General features: G+C 71.1%; 19 protein-coding genes. 10 read left to right on the top strand and 9 right to left on the bottom strand.

Features of this window, described 5'->3' with window-relative positions:
* Positions 1–17: 17 nt before the first annotated feature.
* Positions 18–527, bottom strand: a complete 510-nt coding sequence (locus ABZV31_RS31950) for a MarR family transcriptional regulator (protein WP_355900374.1) — start codon at positions 525–527, stop codon at positions 18–20.
* 11 nt (positions 528–538) lie between these two features.
* Entirely contained in the window at positions 539–1825 is a 1287-nt protein-coding gene (locus ABZV31_RS31945; protein WP_355900373.1) for an MFS transporter, read from the bottom strand.
* 78 nt (positions 1826–1903) lie between these two features.
* Between ABZV31_RS31945 and ABZV31_RS31940 the strand changes: the two genes are divergently transcribed.
* The gene (locus ABZV31_RS31940; RefSeq protein WP_355900372.1) at positions 1904–2884 is read left to right on the top strand and encodes a DUF5937 family protein; all 981 of its coding nucleotides are present in this window, start codon (positions 1904–1906) and stop codon (positions 2882–2884) included.
* Between the two features lie 82 nt (positions 2885–2966).
* Here the strand turns inward: ABZV31_RS31940 and ABZV31_RS31935 are convergent, their stop codons facing one another.
* The 5 genes from ABZV31_RS31935 to ABZV31_RS31915 form a co-directional block, all read right to left on the bottom strand.
* Entirely contained in the window at positions 2967–3617 is a 651-nt protein-coding gene (locus ABZV31_RS31935; protein ID WP_355900371.1) for a TetR/AcrR family transcriptional regulator, read from the bottom strand.
* On the bottom strand, positions 3614–4294 hold the full coding sequence (locus ABZV31_RS31930; protein ID WP_355900370.1) for a DUF4166 domain-containing protein: 681 nt from the start codon (positions 4292–4294) through the stop codon (positions 3614–3616). Before ABZV31_RS31930 ends, ABZV31_RS31935 begins: the two co-directional genes overlap by 4 nt.
* The gene (locus ABZV31_RS31925) at positions 4291–5040 is read right to left on the bottom strand and encodes a hypothetical protein (protein ID WP_355900369.1); all 750 of its coding nucleotides are present in this window, start codon (positions 5038–5040) and stop codon (positions 4291–4293) included. Before ABZV31_RS31925 ends, ABZV31_RS31930 begins: the two co-directional genes overlap by 4 nt.
* 143 nt (positions 5041–5183) lie before the next feature.
* Positions 5184–5477, bottom strand: a complete 294-nt coding sequence (locus ABZV31_RS31920) for an MTH1187 family thiamine-binding protein (RefSeq protein WP_109496024.1) — start codon at positions 5475–5477, stop codon at positions 5184–5186.
* Entirely contained in the window at positions 5474–5818 is a 345-nt protein-coding gene (locus ABZV31_RS31915; RefSeq protein WP_355900368.1) for a DUF3817 domain-containing protein, read from the bottom strand. The genes ABZV31_RS31920 and ABZV31_RS31915 overlap by 4 nt, the downstream gene beginning before the upstream one ends.
* Before the next feature lie 190 nt (positions 5819–6008).
* Here ABZV31_RS31915 and ABZV31_RS31910 point away from each other — a divergent pair, with 190 nt between their 5' ends.
* The 4 genes from ABZV31_RS31910 (at position 6009) to ABZV31_RS31895 (ending at position 8662) form a co-directional block, all read left to right on the top strand.
* Entirely contained in the window at positions 6009–6641 is a 633-nt protein-coding gene (locus ABZV31_RS31910; protein WP_355900403.1) for an AIM24 family protein, read from the top strand.
* Position 6642: 1 nt separating this feature from the next.
* Positions 6643–7293, top strand: a complete 651-nt coding sequence (locus ABZV31_RS31905) for an AIM24 family protein (RefSeq protein WP_355900402.1) — start codon at positions 6643–6645, stop codon at positions 7291–7293.
* Positions 7290–8093 carry an AIM24 family protein gene (locus ABZV31_RS31900; protein ID WP_355900367.1) on the top strand — a complete coding sequence of 268 codons (804 nt, stop codon included), beginning with the start codon at positions 7290–7292 and terminating at the stop codon, positions 8091–8093. Before ABZV31_RS31905 ends, ABZV31_RS31900 begins: the two co-directional genes overlap by 4 nt.
* Before the next feature lie 92 nt (positions 8094–8185).
* Positions 8186–8662, top strand: coding sequence for a MarR family transcriptional regulator (locus ABZV31_RS31895; RefSeq protein ID WP_355900366.1), 477 nt, complete (start codon positions 8186–8188; stop codon positions 8660–8662).
* 80 nt (positions 8663–8742) lie between these two features.
* Here the strand turns inward: ABZV31_RS31895 and meaB are convergent, their stop codons facing one another.
* Entirely contained in the window at positions 8743–9699 is a 957-nt protein-coding gene (gene meaB / locus ABZV31_RS31890; RefSeq protein WP_355900365.1) for a methylmalonyl Co-A mutase-associated GTPase MeaB, read from the bottom strand.
* 63 nt (positions 9700–9762) lie between these two features.
* Positions 9763–10962, bottom strand: a complete 1200-nt coding sequence (locus tag ABZV31_RS31885; RefSeq protein WP_355900364.1) for an acetyl-CoA C-acetyltransferase — start codon at positions 10960–10962, stop codon at positions 9763–9765.
* Between the two features lie 149 nt (positions 10963–11111).
* Here ABZV31_RS31885 and mce point away from each other — a divergent pair, with 149 nt between their 5' ends.
* The 5 genes from mce to ABZV31_RS31860 all read left to right on the top strand — a co-directional run bounded on the left by mce (position 11112) and on the right by ABZV31_RS31860 (position 18543).
* Positions 11112–11552, top strand: a complete 441-nt coding sequence (gene mce / locus ABZV31_RS31880) for a methylmalonyl-CoA epimerase (RefSeq protein ID WP_355900363.1) — start codon at positions 11112–11114, stop codon at positions 11550–11552.
* 211 nt (positions 11553–11763) lie between these two features.
* Positions 11764–15612, top strand: coding sequence for a polarized growth protein Scy (scy, locus tag ABZV31_RS31875; RefSeq protein WP_355900362.1), 3849 nt, complete (start codon positions 11764–11766; stop codon positions 15610–15612).
* Between the two features lie 182 nt (positions 15613–15794).
* Complete coding sequence (locus ABZV31_RS31870; protein WP_355900361.1) at positions 15795–16730, top strand: cellulose-binding protein; 936 nt, start codon at positions 15795–15797, stop codon at positions 16728–16730.
* An 88-nt stretch (positions 16731–16818) separates the two neighbouring features.
* On the top strand, positions 16819–17769 hold the full coding sequence (locus ABZV31_RS31865; protein WP_355900360.1) for an ATP-binding cassette domain-containing protein: 951 nt from the start codon (positions 16819–16821) through the stop codon (positions 17767–17769).
* Positions 17770–17772: 3 nt separating this feature from the next.
* Positions 17773–18543 carry an ABC transporter permease gene (locus tag ABZV31_RS31860; RefSeq protein WP_355900359.1) on the top strand — a complete coding sequence of 257 codons (771 nt, stop codon included), beginning with the start codon at positions 17773–17775 and terminating at the stop codon, positions 18541–18543.
* Positions 18544–18590 lie beyond the last annotated feature (47 nt).

Here is an 18590-nt window from a genome sequence, read left to right as displayed (position 1 = left end):
GGAGGTCTTGCCTCGGGTCACTCCTCTTCGAAGTCGTGCGCCGCGATCCGCAGCGGCCGCAGCATCGCGAAGATCTCCGCGCACTCCTCGGCGTCGTAGACCCCGAGCCCGAAGTCCATCGCCATCAGGTCACGGGTGGCCGCCTCGACCACCTCGCGGCCCTTGTCGGTGATGACGGCGAGCGTGCCGCGCCCGTCGTTGGGGTTGGGCCGCTTGTCCACCAGACCGGACCTGACCAGCCGGTCCACGGTGTTCGTCACGGACGTGGGGTGCACCATGAGCCGCTCGCCGATCTTGGACATCGGCAACTCGCCGGCCTTGGAGAAGGTGAGCAGCACCAGGGCCTCGTACCGCGCGAACGTCAGTCCGTACGGCTTGACCACCGCGTCGACCTCGGCCAGCAGGATCTGGTGCGCGCGCATGATCGAGGTGATCGCGGCCATGGGCGGCACGTTTCCCCAGCGCTGCTTCCAGAGCTCGTCGGCGCGGGCGATGGGGTCGAAGGGAAGACGGAGGGGCTTCGGCACGTCATCAGACCCTACCTGTCGGTCATATCGTGGTCAGCCCCGTCTCGCCTTTCGGTCCACCGGGCCGCCACGGCCAGCAGGACGCAGGATGCCGTGCCCAGGGCCCCGGCTCCCGCGACGGTCGCCCTCACGCCCGCGAACTGAGCCGCGATTCCGGCCAGCGCCATGCCCACGCCCTGGATCGTCATCAGCCCGGCGGTGAGCAGGATCATGGCCCGCCCCCGCAGTTCCTCGGGCACGGCCCGCACGAACCACTGGTCCAGGCCCAGCGTGTACGCGGACCCGGCGCCCGAGCACAGGAGGAGCAGGAGCGAGAGCATGAGGCCCGGGTGGAGGACGTAGCCGAGGTACGGCAGCAGGGTGAGGCAGACCATGGGGAGGGCGATCCGCTCCCGGGTGGCGGGCCGCAGCCGGGAGCCGGCGTACAGCTCGCCCGCGATCGTGCCGATGGGCAGCGCGCACATCAGCAGGCCGAGGCCGGTCGATCCGGCGCCGAGCGCATCGGCGTACGGGGCTGCCAGCGCCTCCGGCGCAACCGCGAACATCGGCGGCACCCAGAACAGCAGGAGGAGCACGCGGACCCGCCGGTCGGCGAGCACCAGCCGGGCGCCCTGGAGCGAGTCCCCCACCAGGGCGCCCGGCTCGCGCGCCCGCGCGGGCCGGCGTCGGGTGCCGAAGCGGAGGAGGGCGGCCGAGGCCAGGAAGGTGCTCACGGTGATCAGCAGGGCGTGCCGGGGGGTGACCGCGGTGAGCAGCAGGCCGCCCAGTCCGTAGCCGACCAGCAGCGCGCTCTGCGAGACGATCCGCAGCAGGGAGCGGCCCAGCACGAACAGCTCCCCGTCGCCCAGGATGTCGGCGAGAGTCGCCATCCGCGTTCCCTGGAACACCGGTGAGACCACGGCGAGCGCGCAGCGCAGGGCGAGCAGGACGGCGATGTGCGCCCCCGGCGCCACCATCGGCGCGACGCATCCCGCGCACACCAGATCGCACACCACGAGCACCCGCCGGGCCGGGTAGCGGTCGGCGATCCCGGCGAGCAGGGTGCCGCCGACGAGGTACGGCAGGAAGCCGAGTGCGAAGGTGAGGGCGCTCAGCAGGGGGGAGCCGGTGAGGTCGTAGACGAGGACCGACAGGGCGATCTCGCAGACGATCACGCCGAGCAGGGAGAGGGCGTGGGCGGCGAAGACGGCGCGGAACTCGGGGACGGCGAGGGCTTGGGCGTAGCCCGGGGTGGGTGATGGTGGGGTGCTGGGAGGTGGTGCGGGCAGGGTCGGGGTGCCGTCGGGCTCTTGCTGCATGGGCGGCAGAGTGCCCACCGGCGTGCCGGGCGGCCTAGAGTTTCGGCGTCAGCCGAATCTTCCCCCTGGTGGTCTCTCATGCCGTTCCGTCTGCACTTCCGGGACGACGACCTCATGCGCTGCCGGTTCGCCGTGTCGCCGCTGTGGGAGACCCAGGAGGCGGTGCGGACGCTGAGCCGGCCGGACCGGCACGGGTATCACCCGCACTGGCTGCGGCGCATTCGGCAGGCCGCTCGTGCGCTGGATCTCGCGCCACTGTGGCTGCTCATGCCGCGGCGCGGGCACAGCCCGGACTTCCTGGGGCCGCCGCCCATCGGTCCGGCGGCCACGTTCGAGGAGGAGATCGCGGGGGTGCGGGCCGCCGATCCCGACGCGGCCCGGGACGACATCGCGCGGGCGCTCGCCGATACGCCGGGTGCGCTGGAGTCGGCGCGGGGGCGGGCGCTGCTCGCCGATCCGGCACGTGCGGTGCGGGAGTTGGCCGACCTGATGGAGGCCGCGTGGCACACGCTGGTCGAGCCGGACTGGCCGCGGTTGCGGGCGCTGCTGGAGGCCGACGTCGCGTTCCACTCGCGGCGGCTGGCCGAGGTGGGGCTGGGGGCGCTGCTGCCCGAACTCGACCGGCGGCTGTCCTGGGACGGGCGGACGCTGACCGTCGACTGGCGGAGCGAACACGGGCGCGACCTCGGCGGTCAGGGGCTGGTCCTGATGCCGAGCGTCTTCTCGTGGCCGGACGTGATCAGCGGTTTCGATCCGCCGTGGCAACCGACGCTCGTCTACCCGGCCCGGGGCCTCGCAGGCCTGTGGGCGGAGCCCGGCGACCAGGCGCCCGAGGCCCTCGTACGGCTGCTGGGCCGGGGGCGGGCCGCCGTGATCGCCGCGCTGTCCGACCCCGCGACGACGACGGCTCTGGCCCACCGGCTGGGACTCGCCCCGTCCTCGGTCTCCGCGCATCTGACGGTGCTGCGCGATGCGGGGCTGCTCACGTCGCGGCGATACGGGCATCAGGTGCTGTACGAGCGGACGCCGCTGGGGATGGCGCTGGCGTCGGGAGGCTGAGGCCTCCGGCGGTTGGGCCGGGGCGCCCACGGGTGCGCGGGTGAGCCGCGGAACGCCCGCAACGACACCGCGTACCTGGCTGTCAACGGCGGCTGGACCGGCGTAGACGGTGACGGACCGCCCGCTGGGCCACAGGGCCGAGTTCGTCCAACGCGGCCGCCAGGGCGCCGAGCTGTTCCAGGGCGTCCAGGGCCGCATGCGCAGCCGCCGGATCCACCCCCTCGTACAGCTCGATCCCCACGAAAGACGCCGCGACCGCCCGCGCAAGCCCCGCCGGATCGGTGAACTCCCCGAACGGTGTCCCCGCAAGCACCCTGCTGAGGACCTTCTCGATCTCGGCGATCCACAGGTCGAGCCCCGCTGCCGTGGCCGGTTTGAGGCCGGCGTGGGTCTGGGCGCCGGCGAGCAGTTGGCCGAGGAGGGCGACGTACCCGCCCGCGCGCTCCTCCTCGTGCATCTCGCGCCCGAAGGCGAGGAGTTCGGTCAGGGAGGTGATCGTGGAGAGGCGGGCCCGGTAGCGGGACACGCGTTGCTCCGCCCCGTACCGGCAGGCCGCCGCGAGGAGTTCGTCCACGGAGCCGAAGTGGTAGAAGACCAGCGCCTGATTGACCCCGGCCGCCGCCGCCACCGTACGGGCCGAGGTCTTCGCGATGCCCTGCTCGGTGAGCGTCCGCAGCGCGCCCTCGAGGAGTTTGGTCTTCGTCTCCTGGGACTTGGCCGTCTCCGGGCTCATGCGCGGCGCTCCTCGCGGACGGGCCGGAGGCCGGGGCGCACGCCACAGCTCCGGACGTCCGTGTACGTCGCCGTGAAGGTGCCCTCGTAGCCGAAGAGGGGGCCGAAGTACCTGTTGACGACGCGGACCTGGATGCGGAAGCGGCCGGTGCCGTCGTCGTAGGACTCCCGTACTTCGGCGGTGGCGCCGATGAGTTCGGGGACACGGACGTCCACCACGCCCTCCCGGAAGCGGTGTTCGCCGGAGCGGATGAGGAGGGAGCCGTCGGGCTCGGCGCGGAAGTGGAGGTCGGTGGCGAGGTGCTGGTGGGTGCCCAGGTAGTCGAGGACGCGGTCGCCCTGGGAGCTCAGCACCATCTGGGCGTCGAAGCGGCGTGAGCGGCCGGGCAGGTCGAAGGTGCGCACGAAGGTCACCGTCTCACGGCCGAACGTGTCGGTGTACGGGACGTTCTCGATGGTGAAGGGGACGTGGCGGCCGGCTTCGGGGACCAGGATGTTGCGGGTGGCGCCGAGAGACAGAAACGGCTTCACGAAGGGGCGGCCGTGCCAGATGCGGTGCATCACGCCCCGGCCGGTGCATGCCTCGCCGGTTGCCAGGCCGACCGAGAAGCGGCGCCGCAGCTGGGGGTGCAGGCGCTCGAAGTCGCGGCCCATCACCGTGCGGAAGATCGAGGTCATCGCGGGTTCTCCAGGGTGCGCGGAACACGGGGCGCCCGCACGGACACGCTGGGGGTGCGGCGGCAGCGGCGAGCGGCCGGGGTGCCGGGCAGTGGGGGTGCGAGAACGGCCAGGGAGAGGGAGACCAGCGCCAGCAGGGGTGTGGCGTAGAAGAAGAGGGGCGCCAAGGGGCCGGTGAGGCGCAGCAGGCGGCCGTAGCCGAAGCCCGTGCAGGCGGCGGTGATCATCAGGGTGCGCAGGAGCAGTTCCCTGATCCAGTTCCAGCGGGCCCGTTCGGGGGTGATGCCCAGCTCCAGCCACAGGCGCAGGCGGTCGAAGGACCAGGCCGTCGCCCAGCCCATCAGCGGACGGAACAGCACGCGGTCGGCGAGCGCGCCGAAGGCGCCCCAACGGGGGCGGTAGTCGTAGCCGGTGAGGAAGCGGACGCCGTCGCCGTCGGGGACGTAGCGCCAGTAGCCGCTGCCCTCCGCGAGCAGCGAGAGCGGGTGGGAGGAGAAGCGCAGGGCGGAGGTGCGCGTACCGTCCGGGCGCTCCTTCTCCCCTGCGGACGTGCCCGTGCCGGCGACCCGGAGGAACGGCAGGACCCGTGTGGCGTAGCGGAAGCGCTGCGGTTCGCCCTCCGCGCGCGGGAGGTGGTCGATCTCGGTGAAGCGGACGTCCCAGCGCTGGTGCTGCGACGGCTCCTGGGTGCGTGCCCACAGCTCGTCGAGGTCGGCGCGGATCCGTGCCTCTATGTAGAGCACCATGCGAATCCCCCTGTTCAGCAGAGAGTTTGAGCGAATGCTCAAACAGTCTGGGCAGGAACGTACACCCGTTTGAGCGATCGCTCAAACAGAGGGCATGAGAAAACCCCGACCCGCGCGGGTCGGGGTTTTCCGCAGTCGGCGGCCTACTCGGCCAGGTGGCGCTCCACCGTCTCCACCTTGGAGGTGAGACCGTCGGTCACCCCGGGCCGGATGTCCGCCTTGAGCACCAGGGACACGCGCGGGGCGCGCGCCTCGACCGCGGCGACGGCGCGTTTGACTACGTCCATGACCTCGTCCCACTCGCCCTCGATCGAGGTGAACATCGCGTCGGTGCGGTTGGGCAGGCCCGACTCGCGGACCACGCGGACGGCGTCGGCGACGTACTCCCCCACGTCCTCCCCGACGCCCAGCGGCGTCACGGAAAAGGCGACGATCATGCGTTCACGATCCCTTCGCGGCGGGCACGGGAGGCGATCACCGCGTCCTCGGCGGCGCGCTTGAGCCTGCGCTCGGCGAAGAAGCCGCCGGTGGGCAGGACGGAGAGGACGAAGTAGAAGGCGGCGGTCTTCAGGGGCCACTTGGTGCGGTTCCAGGCGTCCGCCCAGAAGATCACATACAGGATGAACAGGACACCGTGGATCGAGCCCATCACGGGCACCGCGTTGAAGTCCGTGGTCCGCTTCAGGACCGAGCAGACCAGCAGGAGGAGGAAGGAGATGGCCTCGGGGGCGGAGACCAGGCGGAGGCGGCGGAGGGCGGTGGCGGTCTTGATGTCCACGGGTCACCTTCGGGGGGGAGAGACGTCATTTGTGAACGGAAGCACAAAACGTTCGTCCATTGTGGCAAACCGCCGTCCGGTCGGCGGGAGGGGGGCCGGGTCGCCGGGCCCCTAAGGGTGTGATCAGGGTCCGACTCCACCCACGGACCTGTCGGCGGGACCCGTCCGCCGCTACCTTCGCAGCGTGGCGATGTTCCGACTTCAAGGCAGCAAGGTGCTCGCCGTCGACATGACCGGGGACGCCGTGAAGGCGAAGAACGGCTCGATGGTCGCATACGACGGGCAGATGGCCTTCAAGAAGCTGACCGGTGGCGGTGAGGGGCTGCGCGGGATGGTGACCCGGCGGCTCACCGGCGAGCAGATGACCGTGATGGAGGTACGGGGGCACGGGACCTGCTGGTTCGCCGACCGTGCCTCCGAGATCAACCTCGTCCATCTCCAGGGGGACAAGCTGTACGTGGAGTCGAGCAATCTGCTGGCGACGGACGCCGGGCTGCGGACGGGCACGACGTTCACGGGGCTGCGCGGGGCCTCGCAGGGCAACGGGCTGTTCACGACGACCGTCGAGGGGCACGGCCAGGCGGCGATCATGTCGGACGGGCCGGCGGTGGTGCTGCGGGTCAGCCCGCAGTATCCCCTGATCGTCGACCCGGGCGCGTACATCGCCCACCAGGGGAACGTCCGGCAATCCTTCCAGTCCGGGGTGACGTTCCGCACGTTCCTCGGGGAGGGCGGAGGGGAAGCCTTCCAGATCCGGTTCGAGGGGGACGGGCTGGTCTACGTGCAGCCGAGCGAGCGGAACACGATCGCGGGGGATGTCTGACATGGCGTTCCGGGAGCTCAACTCGAAGATGGTCGAGGCGACGGTGGTGCCCGGCCAGAGGCTGTTCAGTCAGCGCGGCGCGATGCTCGCGTACAAGGGCGACGTCTCCTTCACCCCGAACATCCAGGGCGGCCAGGGCGGCCTGATGTCGATGATCGGGCGCCGGGTCGCGGGTGAGGCCACGCCTTTGATGACGGTGGAGGGCAGCGGGACCGTCTTCTTCGGGCACGGCGGCCACCACGTCCAGGTCATCAACCTCACCGGCGACACCCTGCACGTGGAGGCGGACCGCGTGCTCGCCTTCGAGGGCACCCTGCAGCAGGGCACGATGTTCATGGGCTCGCAGGGCGGGATCATGGGCATGGTCCGGGGCCAGGTGACGGGTCAAGGGTTGTTCACCACCACCCTCAAGGGGCACGGCTCGGTGGCCGTGATGGCGCACGGAGGCGTGTTCGAGATCCCGATCACCCCGCAGCGCCCGGTGCACGTCGACCCGCATGCCTACGTCGCCCACCACGGCGACGTCCGCAACAAGCTGTCCGCCGCTCTGGGCTGGCGCGACATGGTCGGACGGGGCTCCGGGGAGGCGTTCCAGCTGGAGCTGAGCGGCAGCGGTGCGGTGTACGTCCAGGCCTCGGAGGAAAAGCTGTGAGCACGTACGGAACTCCGGGCGCCGGTCCGGTGGTCTACGACCCGATGACGCTGCCCGTCGACGACAACGTCAACAAGTACACCTTCTGCGTGGAGCTCAAGGGGAGCCAGTGGTTCCTGCAGAAGGGGAAGATGATCGCCTACTACGGGGCGATCGAGTTCAACGGCATCGGGCACGGCCGGCTGGACCGCCTTGTCCGCACGTCCTTTCATTCGCCTCTGCACGCGAGCGGCTGGGTCGTGGCGGAGGGCTCGGGCAAGATGCTGCTCGCCGACCGGGCCTTCGACGTCAACTCCTACGACTTGGACGACGGCAATCTGACCATTCGCTCCGGCAACCTGCTCGCTTTTCAGCCAAGTCTTGCTCTCAAGCAGTCGATCGTGCCGGGCTTTCTGACACTCATCGGAACCGGAAAGTTCGTGGCCGCGTCCAACGGTCCGGTGGTGTTCATGGAACCCCCGATCCGGGTGGACCCGCAGGCGCTCGTCGGCTGGGCCGACTGCCCGTCGCCGTGCCACCACTACGACCACGGCTACATGACGGGCGTAATGGGCGGTCTACGTGCAGTGACGGGCCTCGGCGGGGCCTCCGGGGAGGAGCATCAGTTCGAGTTCGTGGGAGCCGGCACGGTCCTGCTCCAGTCGACCGAGATCCTCATGCCCGAGCAGGCCACGGGGGTGCTTCCGCAGGAGCCCGGGGTACCCGGTGGCGCAGGGGTGTCCGGAAGCCACGGACAGCAGCCGGGAACACCGCGCCTTCCCGGACAGCTGGGGGACCTCCAGCGTCGCTTCGGGCTGTGAGCGGTAGTCTGCGGAGTGTGACGTCGAACGCGTGCGCACAGTCACACGACCCTCACTAGTTCACCTTTCAACTTCTTAGGTAGACTTCATTCATGGAGACCGAGACGGCCACGCGCTGGCTGACCGATGCGGAGCAGTGCGCCTGGCGCACCCACCTGGAGGTCAACAGGCTGTTGACGTACCAACTCGAGAAGGACCTGCAGCCGTTCGGCCTGACGATGAACGACTACGAGATCCTGGTGAATCTCTCCGAGTCGGAGGACCTACGGATGCGGATGAGCGACCTCGCGTCCGCCACCCTCCAGTCCAAGAGCCGCCTCTCGCACCAGATCACCCGCATGGAGAACGCGAACCTGGTGCGCCGTGAGAACTGCGAGTCCGACCGCCGGGGGCTGTACGCGGTCCTGACCGAGCACGGCATGGAGACGATGCAGAAGGTCGCGCCGCACCACGTGGCGTCCGTACGGAGGCACTTCATCGACCTGCTGTCGCACGAGGCGCTGGTGGAGCTCGACAAGGCCCTCAAGCCGATCGCCGAGCATCTGCGGGGGCAGCGAGGGCGTCCGTAGCCTCGCACAGACCCTGCCACCCGTGCAGCGGAAGGCGGAGCCCCTGAGGGCTCCGCCTTCCGCTGTGTCACGAGGGGCGCTCAGGCCTCCGTCAGTCCCGCCACCAGTTCGTCCGCCGCCCGGTACGGGTCCAGGTCACCCGCCACGATCCGCTCCGCGAGGGCGCTGAGGCGGCGGTCGCCGTGCAGGTCGCCGATCCGCTCCCGCAGGGCCGTGACCGCGATCGTCTCCACCTCGCGGGCCGCCCGGGCCAGGCGGCGTTCGGCCAGGACACCGTGCTCCTCCATCCAGGCACGGTGCTTCTCCAGGGCCTCGACGACCTCGTCGACGCCCTCGCCCCGCGCCGCCACCGTCTTGACGATGGGCGGGCGCCAGTCACCGGGTCCGCGGGCCTCGCCGAGGCCCAGCATGTGGTTCAGCTCACGGGCGGTCGCGTCCGCACCGTCCCGGTCCGCCTTGTTGACGACGTACACATCGCCGATCTCGAGGATTCCGGCCTTCGCCGCCTGGATGCCGTCACCCATGCCCGGGGCCAGCAGCACCACCGAGGTGTCCGCCTGGGAGGCGATCTCCACCTCCGACTGGCCCACGCCCACCGTCTCGACGAGGATCACGTCGCAGCCCGCCGCGTCCAGCACCCGGATCGCCTGCGGGGCGGCCCACGCGAGGCCGCCCAGGTGGCCGCGCGTCGCCATGGAACGGATGTAGACGCCAGGGTCGGAGGCGTGCTCCGACATCCGCACCCGGTCGCCGAGCAGGGCGCCGCCGGAGAAGGGGGACGAGGGGTCGACGGCCAGGACGCCGACCCGCCTGCCCTGCTTGCGGTACGCCGTCACCAGTGCCGACGTGGACGTCGACTTGCCGACGCCGGGCGAGCCCGTCAGGCCGACGACGTACGCGTTCCCGGTCAGCGGCGCCAGTGTCTCCATGACCTCCCTCAGCTGCGGGGACGCCCCCTCCACCAGGGAGATCAGCCGGGCCACGGCCCGCGGCCGGCCTTCCCTGGCCTGGGCCACCAGAGAGGAGACGTCCTGCATCACAGCTCCGTTCACGTAAACGTTCACGTAAAGAGGTCGGTCAAGGGTGCTTTTGCCCGGTGTTCAGGCCTTGGGCACCCGGACGATCAGCGCGTCGCCCTGGCCGCCGCCACCGCACAGGGCGGCCGTGCCGACGCCGCCGCCGCGGCGCTTGAGTTCCAGCGCCAGGTGCAGCACGAGGCGGGCGCCGGACATACCGATCGGGTGACCCAGGGCGATGGCACCGCCGTTGACATTCACCTTTTCCGTGGACACGCCGAGGTCCTTCATTGACTGGACGGCCACGGCGGCGAAGGCCTCGTTGATCTCGATGAGGTCCAGGTCGGAGACCTCCAGGCCCTCCTTCTTCAGGGCGTGCAGGATCGCGTTCGACGGCTGCGACTGCAGGGAGTTGTCCGGGCCGGCCACGTTGCCGTGGGCGCCGATCTCGGCGATCCAGTCCAGGCCCAGCTCCTGCGCCTTGGCCTTGCTCATCACGACCACGGCCGCCGCACCGTCCGAAATCTGCGAGGAGGTGCCGGCGGTGATCGTGCCGTCCTTGGCGAAGGCCGGGCGCAGCTTGGCCAGCGACTCCACCGTGGTGTCGCCGCGGATGCCCTCGTCCTTGCTGAACAGGACCGGGTCGCCCTTGCGCTGCGGGATCTCGACCGGGGTGATCTCGGCCTCGAAGATGCCGTTCTTCTGCGCGGCGGCGGCGCGCTGGTGGGACAGGGCGGCGATCTCGTCCTGCTCCTGGCGGCCGATGCCGAGGCGCGTGTTGTGCTTCTCGGTCGACTCGCCCATGGCGATGCCCTCGAAGGAGTCGGTCAGGCCGTCGTAGGCCATCGCGTCGAGCATCTCGATGGCGCCGTACTTGAAGCCCTCGCGGGACTTCGGCAGCAGGTGGGGCGCGTTGGTCATGGACTCCTGGCCGCCCGCGACGATCACGTCGAACTCGCCCGCGCGGATCAGCTGGTCGGCCAGCGCGATCGCGTCGAGGCCCGACAGGCAGACCTTGTTGATGGTGAGCGCCGGGACGCTCATCGGGATGCCGGCCTTGACCGCGGCCTGGCGGGCCGGGATCTGCCCCGCCCCGGCCTGCAGCACCTGGCCCATGATCACGTACTGCACCTGGTCGCCCCCGATCCCCGCACGGTCGAGAGCGGCCTTGATCGCGAAGCCGCCGAGGTCGGCTCCCGAGAAGGGCTTCAGCGAGCCCAGCAACCGCCCCATGGGCGTACGCGCGCCCGCGACGATCACAGAGCTGTTCGTTCCAGAAGACATGAGCTGCGATCCCCTTACCGGCTTGCACAGCCGAGGAGTGAACGAGGGTTTACTTCGAATGTACTGAGGGGTAGTCCGCCCCGTCATCGGGCCGTCGGTGTGATCGCGCGCACGTTGCGTAACCACCTCCGGAGCGCTGCACTGAATCCATGCTGACGCGAATCGACCACATCGGGATCGCCTGCCACGACCTCGACGCGACCGTCGAGTTCTACAAGGCCACCTACGGTTTCGAGGTCTTCCACACGGAGGTCAACGAGGAGCAGGGCGTCCGCGAGGCCATGCTCAAGATCAACGATACGTCCGACGGCGGCTCGTCGTACCTGCAACTCCTCGAGCCGACCCGCGAGGACTCCACCGTCGCGAAGTGGCTGGCCAAGAACGGGGAGGGCGTCCACCACATCGCTTTCGGTACGGCGGATGTCGACTCCGACGCCGCCGACATCCGCGACAAGGGCGTACGCGTTCTGTACGAGGAGCCGCGACGCGGCTCCATGGGGTCACGGATCACCTTCCTGCACCCAAAGGACTGTCACGGCGTCCTGACAGAACTGGTCACTTCGGCGCCTGTTGAGTCGGCCGAGCACTGACCCTCGTACATAAGGGCCGGTAGGGTTGGGGGCGGTCGTCTCTGCGGTGCAGGGCGACCGCATTCCGGGGTCCGGGTTTCGGGGGACGAGCGTCGGGGCAACAGCCCATGCTCCGTCGTTGATCTGACACCATTCCCCGGGGGCCCCGTTCGGCGGATGGACGGAGCTCGTTCGGAGAAGCTTGCGACCAGGGGACGGATGGGACCGCGCAGTGCGGGGCTACGAACGCCAGGAGCGAGAGCCGGCGGCTGACGTCGACCACCTCTCTCGGTTCGAGGCCGAGATGGATCGGCTGAAGACCGAGCGGGAAAAGGCGATCCAGCACGCCGAAGACCTCGGCTACCAGGTCGAGGTGCTGCGCGCCAAGCTGCACGAGGCGCGCCGCACCATCATGTCCCGGCCCGCCTACGACAGCGCCGACATCGGCTACCAGGCCGAGCAGTTGCTGCGCAACGCGCAGATGCAGGCCGACCAGATCCGCGCCGACGCCGAGCGCGAGCTGAGCCAGGCCCGGGCGCAGACCCAGCGCATCCTCCAGGAGCACGCCGAGCAGGCCGCCCGCCTGCAGGCCGAGCTGCACGCCGAGGCCGTGGCCCGCCGCCAGCAGCTGGACCAGGAGCTCGCCGAGCGCCGGCAGACCGTCGAGTCGCACGTCAACGAGAACGTGGCGTGGGCGGAGCAGCTGCGCGCCCGCACCGAACAGCAGGCCCGCCGCCTCCTCGACGAGTCCCGTGCCGAGGCCGAGCAAGCCATTGCGGCCGCCCGCGCGGAGGCCGAGCGGCTGACCGCCGAGGCCCGGCAGCGCCTGCAGAGCGAGGCCGAGGCGGCCCGCGCGGAGGCCGAGCAGATCCTGCGCCGCGCCCGCACGGACGCCGAGCGGCTGCTGAACGCGGCCTCCACCCAGGCCCAGGAGGCCACCGACCACGCCGAGCAGCTGCGCACCTCCACCGCCACCGAGTCGGACGCCGCCCGCCGCCAGGCCGCCGAGCTGAGCCGGGCCGCCGAGCAGCGCATGGCGGAGGCCGAGGCGGCGCTGCGCGAGGCGCGGGCCGAGGCGGAGAAGCTGGTCGCCGAGGCCAGGGAGGCCGCCGCCAAGGCCCTCGCGAGCGCCGAGGCGGCGAACGAGACACGTACGCGGACGGCGAAGGAGCAGGTCGCCCGGCTGGTCGAAGAGGCCACGAAGGAGGCCGAGAACACCAAGTCCGAGGCCGAGCAGCTGGTCGCGGACGCCCGCGCCGAGGCCGAGAAGATCGTCGCCGAGGCGGCGGAGAAGGCCCGCAGCATCACCGCCGAGGAGACGGCCACCCAGCTGTCGAAGGCGGCCAAGACCGCCGAGGACGTGCTCAACAAGGCGTCGGAGGACGCCAAGAAGACCACCAAGGCCGCGGCCGAGGAGGCCGAGCGGATCCGCCGGGAGGCCGAGGCCGAGGCCGACCGGCTGCGGGCCGAGGCGCACGACATCGCCGAGCAGCTCAAGGGCGCGGCCAAGGACGACACCAAGGAGTACCGCGCCAAGACGGTCGAGCTGCAGGAGGAGGCCCGCCGGCTGCGCGGCGAGGCCGAGCAGCTGCGAGCCGACGCGGTCGCCGAGGGCGAGAAGATCCGCGCGGAGGCCCGGCGCGAGGCCGTGGCGCAGATCGAGGAGGCGGCCAGGTCCGCCGAGGAGCTGCTGGCCAAGGCGAAGGCCGACGCCGACGAGCTGCGCACCACCGCCCAGACGGACAGTGAGAAGGTCCGCACCGAGGCCATCGAGCGGGCCACCACGCTGCGCCGGCAGGCCGAGGAAACCCTGGAACGCACCCGCAAGGAGGCCGAGCGGCACCGCGCGGAGGCCGCCGAGCAGGCCGAGGCCATCAAGACGGACGCCGAGCGGGCCGCGCGCGAGCTGCGCGAGGAGACCGAGCGGGCGGTCGCGGCCCGGCAGGCGGAGGCCGCCGACGAGCTGACGCGGCTGCACACCGAGGTCGAGCAGCGGCTCGCCGCCGCGGAGCAGGCACTGACCGACGCCCGCGAGGAGGCCGCGCGCATCCGCCGCGAGGCCGCCGAGGAGACGGACCGGCTGCGCACCGAGGCCGCCGAGCGCATCCGCACCCTGCAGCAGCAGGCGGAGGAGGAGGCCGAGCGGCTGCGCACCGAGGCCGCCTCCGACGCGTCCGCCTCCCGCGCCGAGGGCGAGGCCATCGCCGTACGGCTGCGCTCGGAGGCCGCGGCCGAGGCCGAGCGGCTCAAGGCGGAGGCCCAGGACACCGCCGACCGGGTCCGTGCGGAGGCGCAGGCCGCCGCCGAGCGGCTCGGCACCGAAGCCTCCGAGACGCTGGCCGCCGCCCAGGAGGAGGCCGCCCGGCGCCGCCGCGAGGCCGAGGAACTCCTCGGCGCCGCACGGCAGGAGGCCGACCAGGAGCGCGAGCGGGCCCGCGAGCAGAGCGAGGAGCTGCTGGCCTCCGCGCGCAGGCGTGTGGAGGAGGCGCAGGCCGAGGCCACCCGCCTGCTGGAGGAGGCCGACCGGCGCGCCACCGAGATGGTGTCGGCCGCCGAGCAGCACGCCCAGCAGGTACGGGACTCCGTCGCCGGGCTGCACGAGCAGGCGCAGGAGGAGATCGCCGGCCTGCGCTCCGCCGCCGAGCACGCCGCGGACCGTACGCGCCGGGAGGCCCAGGAAGAGGCGGACCGGGTCCGCGCCGACGCCTACGCCGAGCGCGAGCGGGCGAGTGAGGACGCCGGCCGGCTGCGGCGCGAGGCCCAGGAGGAGTCCGAGGCCGCCAAGGCGCTCGCGGAGCGCACGGTGTCCGAGGCGATCGCCGAGTCGGACCGGATCCGCGCGGACGCCGCCGAGCACGCCCAGCGGGTGCGGACCGAGGCCTCCGACACCATCGCGCAGGCCGACCAGGACGCCGCCCGCACCCGCGCGGAGGCCCGCGAGGACGCCAACCGCATCCGGTCGGACGCGGCGACGCAGGCGGACACGCTCATCTCCGAGGCGCGGGCCGAGGCCGAGCGCCTGCAGTCGGAGACGGTCGCCGAGGCCGACCGGGTCCGCACCGAGGCGATCGCCAAGGCCGAGAAGCTGATCACGGACGCCACCGGGGACGCGGAGCGGCTGCGCGCCGAGGCCGCCGAGACGGTCGGCTCGGCCCAGCAGCACGCCGAGCGGCTGCGCACCGAGGCCGAGCGGGTCAGGGCCGAGGCGCAGGCGGAGGCCGAGCGCCTGGTGGCCGCCGCGCGCGAGGAGGCCGAGCGGACGCTGGACGAGGCCCGCAAGGACGCCAACAAGCGGCGCTCGGAGGCGGCCGAGCAGGTCGACAAGCTCATCACCGAGACCACGGCCGAGGCCGACAAGCTGCTCACCGAGGCGCAGCAGAGCGCGGTCAAGACGAAGGCGGACGCGGAGTCCCAGGCCGACACGATGGTGGGCGCGGCCCGCCAGGAGGCCAACCGGATCCTGTCCGAGGCGACCGTCGAGGGCAACGCGCTGGTGGAGAAGGCCCGTACGGACGCGGACGAGCTGCTCGTCGGCGCCCGCCGGGACGCCACCGCGATCCGCGAGCGCGCGGAGGAGCTGCGCGAGCGCATCACGGCCGAGATCGAGGAGCTGCACGAGCGCGCCCGGCGCGAGGCCGCCGAGACGATGAAGTCCACGGGCGACCGCTGCGACGCGCTCATCAAGGCCGCCGAGGAGCAGCTCGCCAAGGCGCAGGCCAAGGCCAAGGAGATCGTCTCGGAGGCCAACTCCGAGGCGGGCAAGGTGCGCATCGCCGCGGTCAAGAAGGCCGAGGGGCTGCTCAAGGAGGCCGAGCAGAAGAAGGCCGCGCTGGTCAAGGAGGCCGAGGAGCTCAAGGCCGAGGCGATCCGCGAGGCCAGGCGCACGGTCGAGGAGGGCAAGCGGGAGCTGGAGATCCTGATGCGGCGCCGCGAGGACATCAATGCCGAGATCTCCCGTGTCCAGGACGTCCTGGAAGCGTTGGAGTCTTTCGAGGCCCCGTCGGCCGGCAAGGACGCCGGCGTCAAGGCGGGAGCGACCGTGGGCGCACCCCGTTCGGGTGGCAAGCCGTCAGAGAGCTAGCGTGGAGGGCGTATTCGGTGTCTTCTGGGGGATTTGACCAAGTCTTTGGCAAGCTTTCCGGCGGTCAGCCACTCAAAAGAGGTGTCATTCTCCAGATCAAACACGTATCCGCTCGATGACACACCGCTTCGGCCCCTAGGATTCCACCTATCACCTCACCGGTCTCATTCGACAGGAACCCCATGAGCGACACTTCCCCCTACGGCTTCGAGCTTGTGCGGCGTGGGTACGACCGCGCTCAGGTGGACGAACGTATCTCCAAGCTCGTCTCCGACCGTGACAGTGCTCTCGCCCGCATCACCGCCCTGGAGAAGCGCATCGAGGAGCTCCACCTCGAGACGCAGAACGCCCAGGCCCAGATCGGCGACGCCGAGCCGTCGTACGCGGGTCTCGGCGCGCGGGTCGAGAAGATCCTCCGCCTCGCCGAGGAAGAGGCCAAGGATCTGCGTGAGGAGGCCCGGCGCGCGGCCGAGCAGCACCGCGAACTCGCCGAGTCGGCGGCCCAGCAGGTCCGCAACGACGCCGAGTCCTTCGCCGCGGAGCGCAAGGCGAAGGCCGAGGAAGAGGGCATCCGGATCGTCGAGAAGGCCAAGAGCGACGCGGCCCAGCTGCGGGCCGAGGCGCAGAAGGACGCGCAGTCCAAGCGCGAGGAGGCCGACGCCCTCTTCGAGGAAACCCGCGCCAAGGCCGCGCAGGCCGCCGCCGACTTCGAGACGAACCTCGCCAAGCGCCGCGAGCAGTCCGAGCGCGACCTGGCGTCCCGTCAGGCCAAGGCCGAGAAGCGGCTCGCCGAGATCGAGCACCGCGCCGAGCAGCTGCGCCTGGAGGCCGAGAAGCTGCGCACCGACGCCGAGCGCCGCGCCCGCCAGACCGTCGAGACGGCCCAGCGTCAGGCCGAGGACATCGTGGCCGACGCCAACGCCAAGGCGGACCGTATCCGTTCGGAGTCCGAGCGCGAGCTGGCTGCGCTGACCAACCGCCGCGACTCGATCAACGCCCAGCTGACGAACGTGCGCGAGATGCTGGCGACCCTCACCGGTGCCGCGGTGGCCGCCACGGGCTCGCCGGCCGAGGACGAGCCGATCTCCCGCGGCGTTCCGGCCCAGCAGTCCCGGTAACACCGGGGCGTACGGCGGCTGAACATCCGCGCGAAGCCCTCCGCCACCTCAGGTGGCGGGGGGCTTTGTGCCGTTTTAGCGTGGCCGCATGATCGAGCTCGAGGGGCTGACCAAGCGGTACGGCGAGAAACTGGCGGTCAACCGCCTCACCTTCACCGTCGTACCGGGCACCGTCACGGGCTTCCTCGGGCCCAACGGCGCCGGGAAGTCCACGACCATGCGGATGATCCTCGGCCTCGACCGCCCCACCGCCGGCGACGTCCGCATCGACGGCCGGCACTACGACCGGCTCAGGGACCCGCTGACGTACATCGGCGCGCTGCTGGATGCCAAGGCCGTGCACGGCGGGCGCAGCGCCTTCAACCACCTGCTGTGCCTGGCCCAGAGCAACGGCATCCCGAAGAGCCGGGTCCACGAGGTCCTCGACACGGTCGGTCTCACCGCGGTCGCCCGGAAGAAGGAGAAGGCCTTCTCGCTCGGCATGAGCCAGCGGCTCGGCATCGCCGCCGCACTGCTCGGCGACCCGCGGATCCTGATGTTCGACGAGCCGGTCAACGGGCTCGACCCCGAGGGCATCCACTGGATCCGCAGCCTGATGAAGTCCCTCGCGTCCCAGGGCCGTACGGTCTTCGTCTCCTCCCATCTGATGAGCGAGATGGCACTGACCGCCGACCATCTCGTCGTCATCGGACAGGGCCGGCTGCTCGCCGACACCTCCATGGCCGACTTCATCGAGCAGAACTCCCGCTCCTACGTCCGGATCCGCACCCCGCAGCGCGAGAAGCTGCGCGACGTGCTGCACGGGGCGGGGATCACGGTCGTCGAGACCGGCGGCGGACTGCTCGAGGTCGACGGGGGCAAGCCGGAGCACATCGGCGAGCTGGCCGCACAGCACCACATCGTGCTGCACGAGCTGAGCAGCCGGCAGTCCTCGCTGGAGGAGGCTTTCATGCGGCTCACCGCCGAGTCGGTGGAGTACCACGCCCACGCGGACGCGCCCGGCCGGCAGTGGGGCGGCAACTGGAAGAAGGAGGGCTGAGGCATGGCGGCGACCCAGGTCATCAGGTCCGAGTGGACCAAGATCCGGTCTGTGGCGTCCACCGTGTGGACGCTGTCCCTCGCCGTGGTCGTCACCGTCGCCCTCGGCATGCTGATCTCTGCTCTGTCGAAGAACGAGTTCGACCGGATGGGCCCGCCGGACCGGCTCTCCTTCGACCCGACGTTCGTCAGCTTCGCGGGCATGACGCTCGGGCAGCTCGCAATGATCGTGTTCGGGGTGCTGGTGGTGTCGAACGAGTACAGCACCGGCATGATCCGCACCTCGCTGGCCGCCGTCCCGCAGCGCGGCGCCTTCCTGTTCAGCAAGGTGGCGGTCGCCACCGGCCTCGCCCTCGTCGTCGGCATGGCCACCAGCTTCGCCGCCTTCTTCCTCGGGCAGGCGGTGCTCGGCCCCCACCGGGCGTCGATCGGCGACCAGGGCGTGCTACGCGCGGTCATCGGCGGCGGCCTCTACATGACCCTCATCGCGATGTTCTCGATGGGGGTCGCCGCGATGCTGCGCTCGCCGATGCTGTCGCTCGGCATCCTGATGCCGTTCTTCTTCCTGATCTCCAACATCCTCGGCAACGTCTCGGCGACGAAGAAGGTCGGCCGCTTCCTGCCCGACCAGGCCGGCAGCCGGATCATGCAGGTGGTCCCCCTGGTTGACGACGACACCCCGTACGGCCCGTGGGGCGGACTCGGCATCATGGCCCTGTGGGTGATCGCGGCGCTCGCCGGCGGCTACGTGCTGCTGAAGAAACGGGACGCCTGACACCGGCCGTCCTCCGCGTGCTTTTACTTCCCTTGGGTGGAACCGTC

It is taken from the genome of Streptomyces sp. NPDC005202, from assembly GCF_040608235.1.
Lineage (GTDB): Bacteria > Actinomycetota > Actinomycetes > Streptomycetales > Streptomycetaceae > Streptomyces.
This window is presented reverse-complemented; position numbering and strand designations above follow the sequence as displayed.

Excerpts from the sequence above, each read along its gene's own strand:
- ABZV31_RS31945 (WP_355900373.1), bottom strand. The coding sequence starts at position 1,825 with ATGCAGCAAGAGCCCGACGGCACCCCGACCCTGCCCGCACCACCTCCC.
- ABZV31_RS31940 (WP_355900372.1), top strand. The coding sequence starts at position 1,904 with ATGCCGTTCCGTCTGCACTTCCGGGACGACGACCTCATGCGCTGCCGG.
- ABZV31_RS31870 (WP_355900361.1), top strand. The coding sequence starts at position 15,795 with ATGAGCGACACTTCCCCCTACGGCTTCGAGCTTGTGCGGCGTGGGTAC.
- ABZV31_RS31860 (WP_355900359.1), top strand. The coding sequence starts at position 17,773 with ATGGCGGCGACCCAGGTCATCAGGTCCGAGTGGACCAAGATCCGGTCT.
- ABZV31_RS31910 (WP_355900403.1), top strand. The coding sequence starts at position 6,009 with ATGTTCCGACTTCAAGGCAGCAAGGTGCTCGCCGTCGACATGACCGGG.
- ABZV31_RS31905 (WP_355900402.1), top strand. The coding sequence starts at position 6,643 with ATGGCGTTCCGGGAGCTCAACTCGAAGATGGTCGAGGCGACGGTGGTG.
- meaB (WP_355900365.1), bottom strand. The coding sequence starts at position 9,699 with ATGCAGGACGTCTCCTCTCTGGTGGCCCAGGCCAGGGAAGGCCGGCCG.
- ABZV31_RS31925 (WP_355900369.1), bottom strand. The coding sequence starts at position 5,040 with ATGGTGCTCTACATAGAGGCACGGATCCGCGCCGACCTCGACGAGCTG.
- ABZV31_RS31935 (WP_355900371.1), bottom strand. The coding sequence starts at position 3,617 with ATGAGCCCGGAGACGGCCAAGTCCCAGGAGACGAAGACCAAACTCCTC.
- ABZV31_RS31895 (WP_355900366.1), top strand. The coding sequence starts at position 8,186 with ATGGAGACCGAGACGGCCACGCGCTGGCTGACCGATGCGGAGCAGTGC.
- ABZV31_RS31885 (WP_355900364.1), bottom strand. The coding sequence starts at position 10,962 with ATGTCTTCTGGAACGAACAGCTCTGTGATCGTCGCGGGCGCGCGTACG.
- ABZV31_RS31920 (WP_109496024.1), bottom strand. The coding sequence starts at position 5,477 with ATGATCGTCGCCTTTTCCGTGACGCCGCTGGGCGTCGGGGAGGACGTG.
- ABZV31_RS31930 (WP_355900370.1), bottom strand. The coding sequence starts at position 4,294 with ATGACCTCGATCTTCCGCACGGTGATGGGCCGCGACTTCGAGCGCCTG.
- ABZV31_RS31865 (WP_355900360.1), top strand. The coding sequence starts at position 16,819 with ATGATCGAGCTCGAGGGGCTGACCAAGCGGTACGGCGAGAAACTGGCG.
- mce (WP_355900363.1), top strand. The coding sequence starts at position 11,112 with ATGCTGACGCGAATCGACCACATCGGGATCGCCTGCCACGACCTCGAC.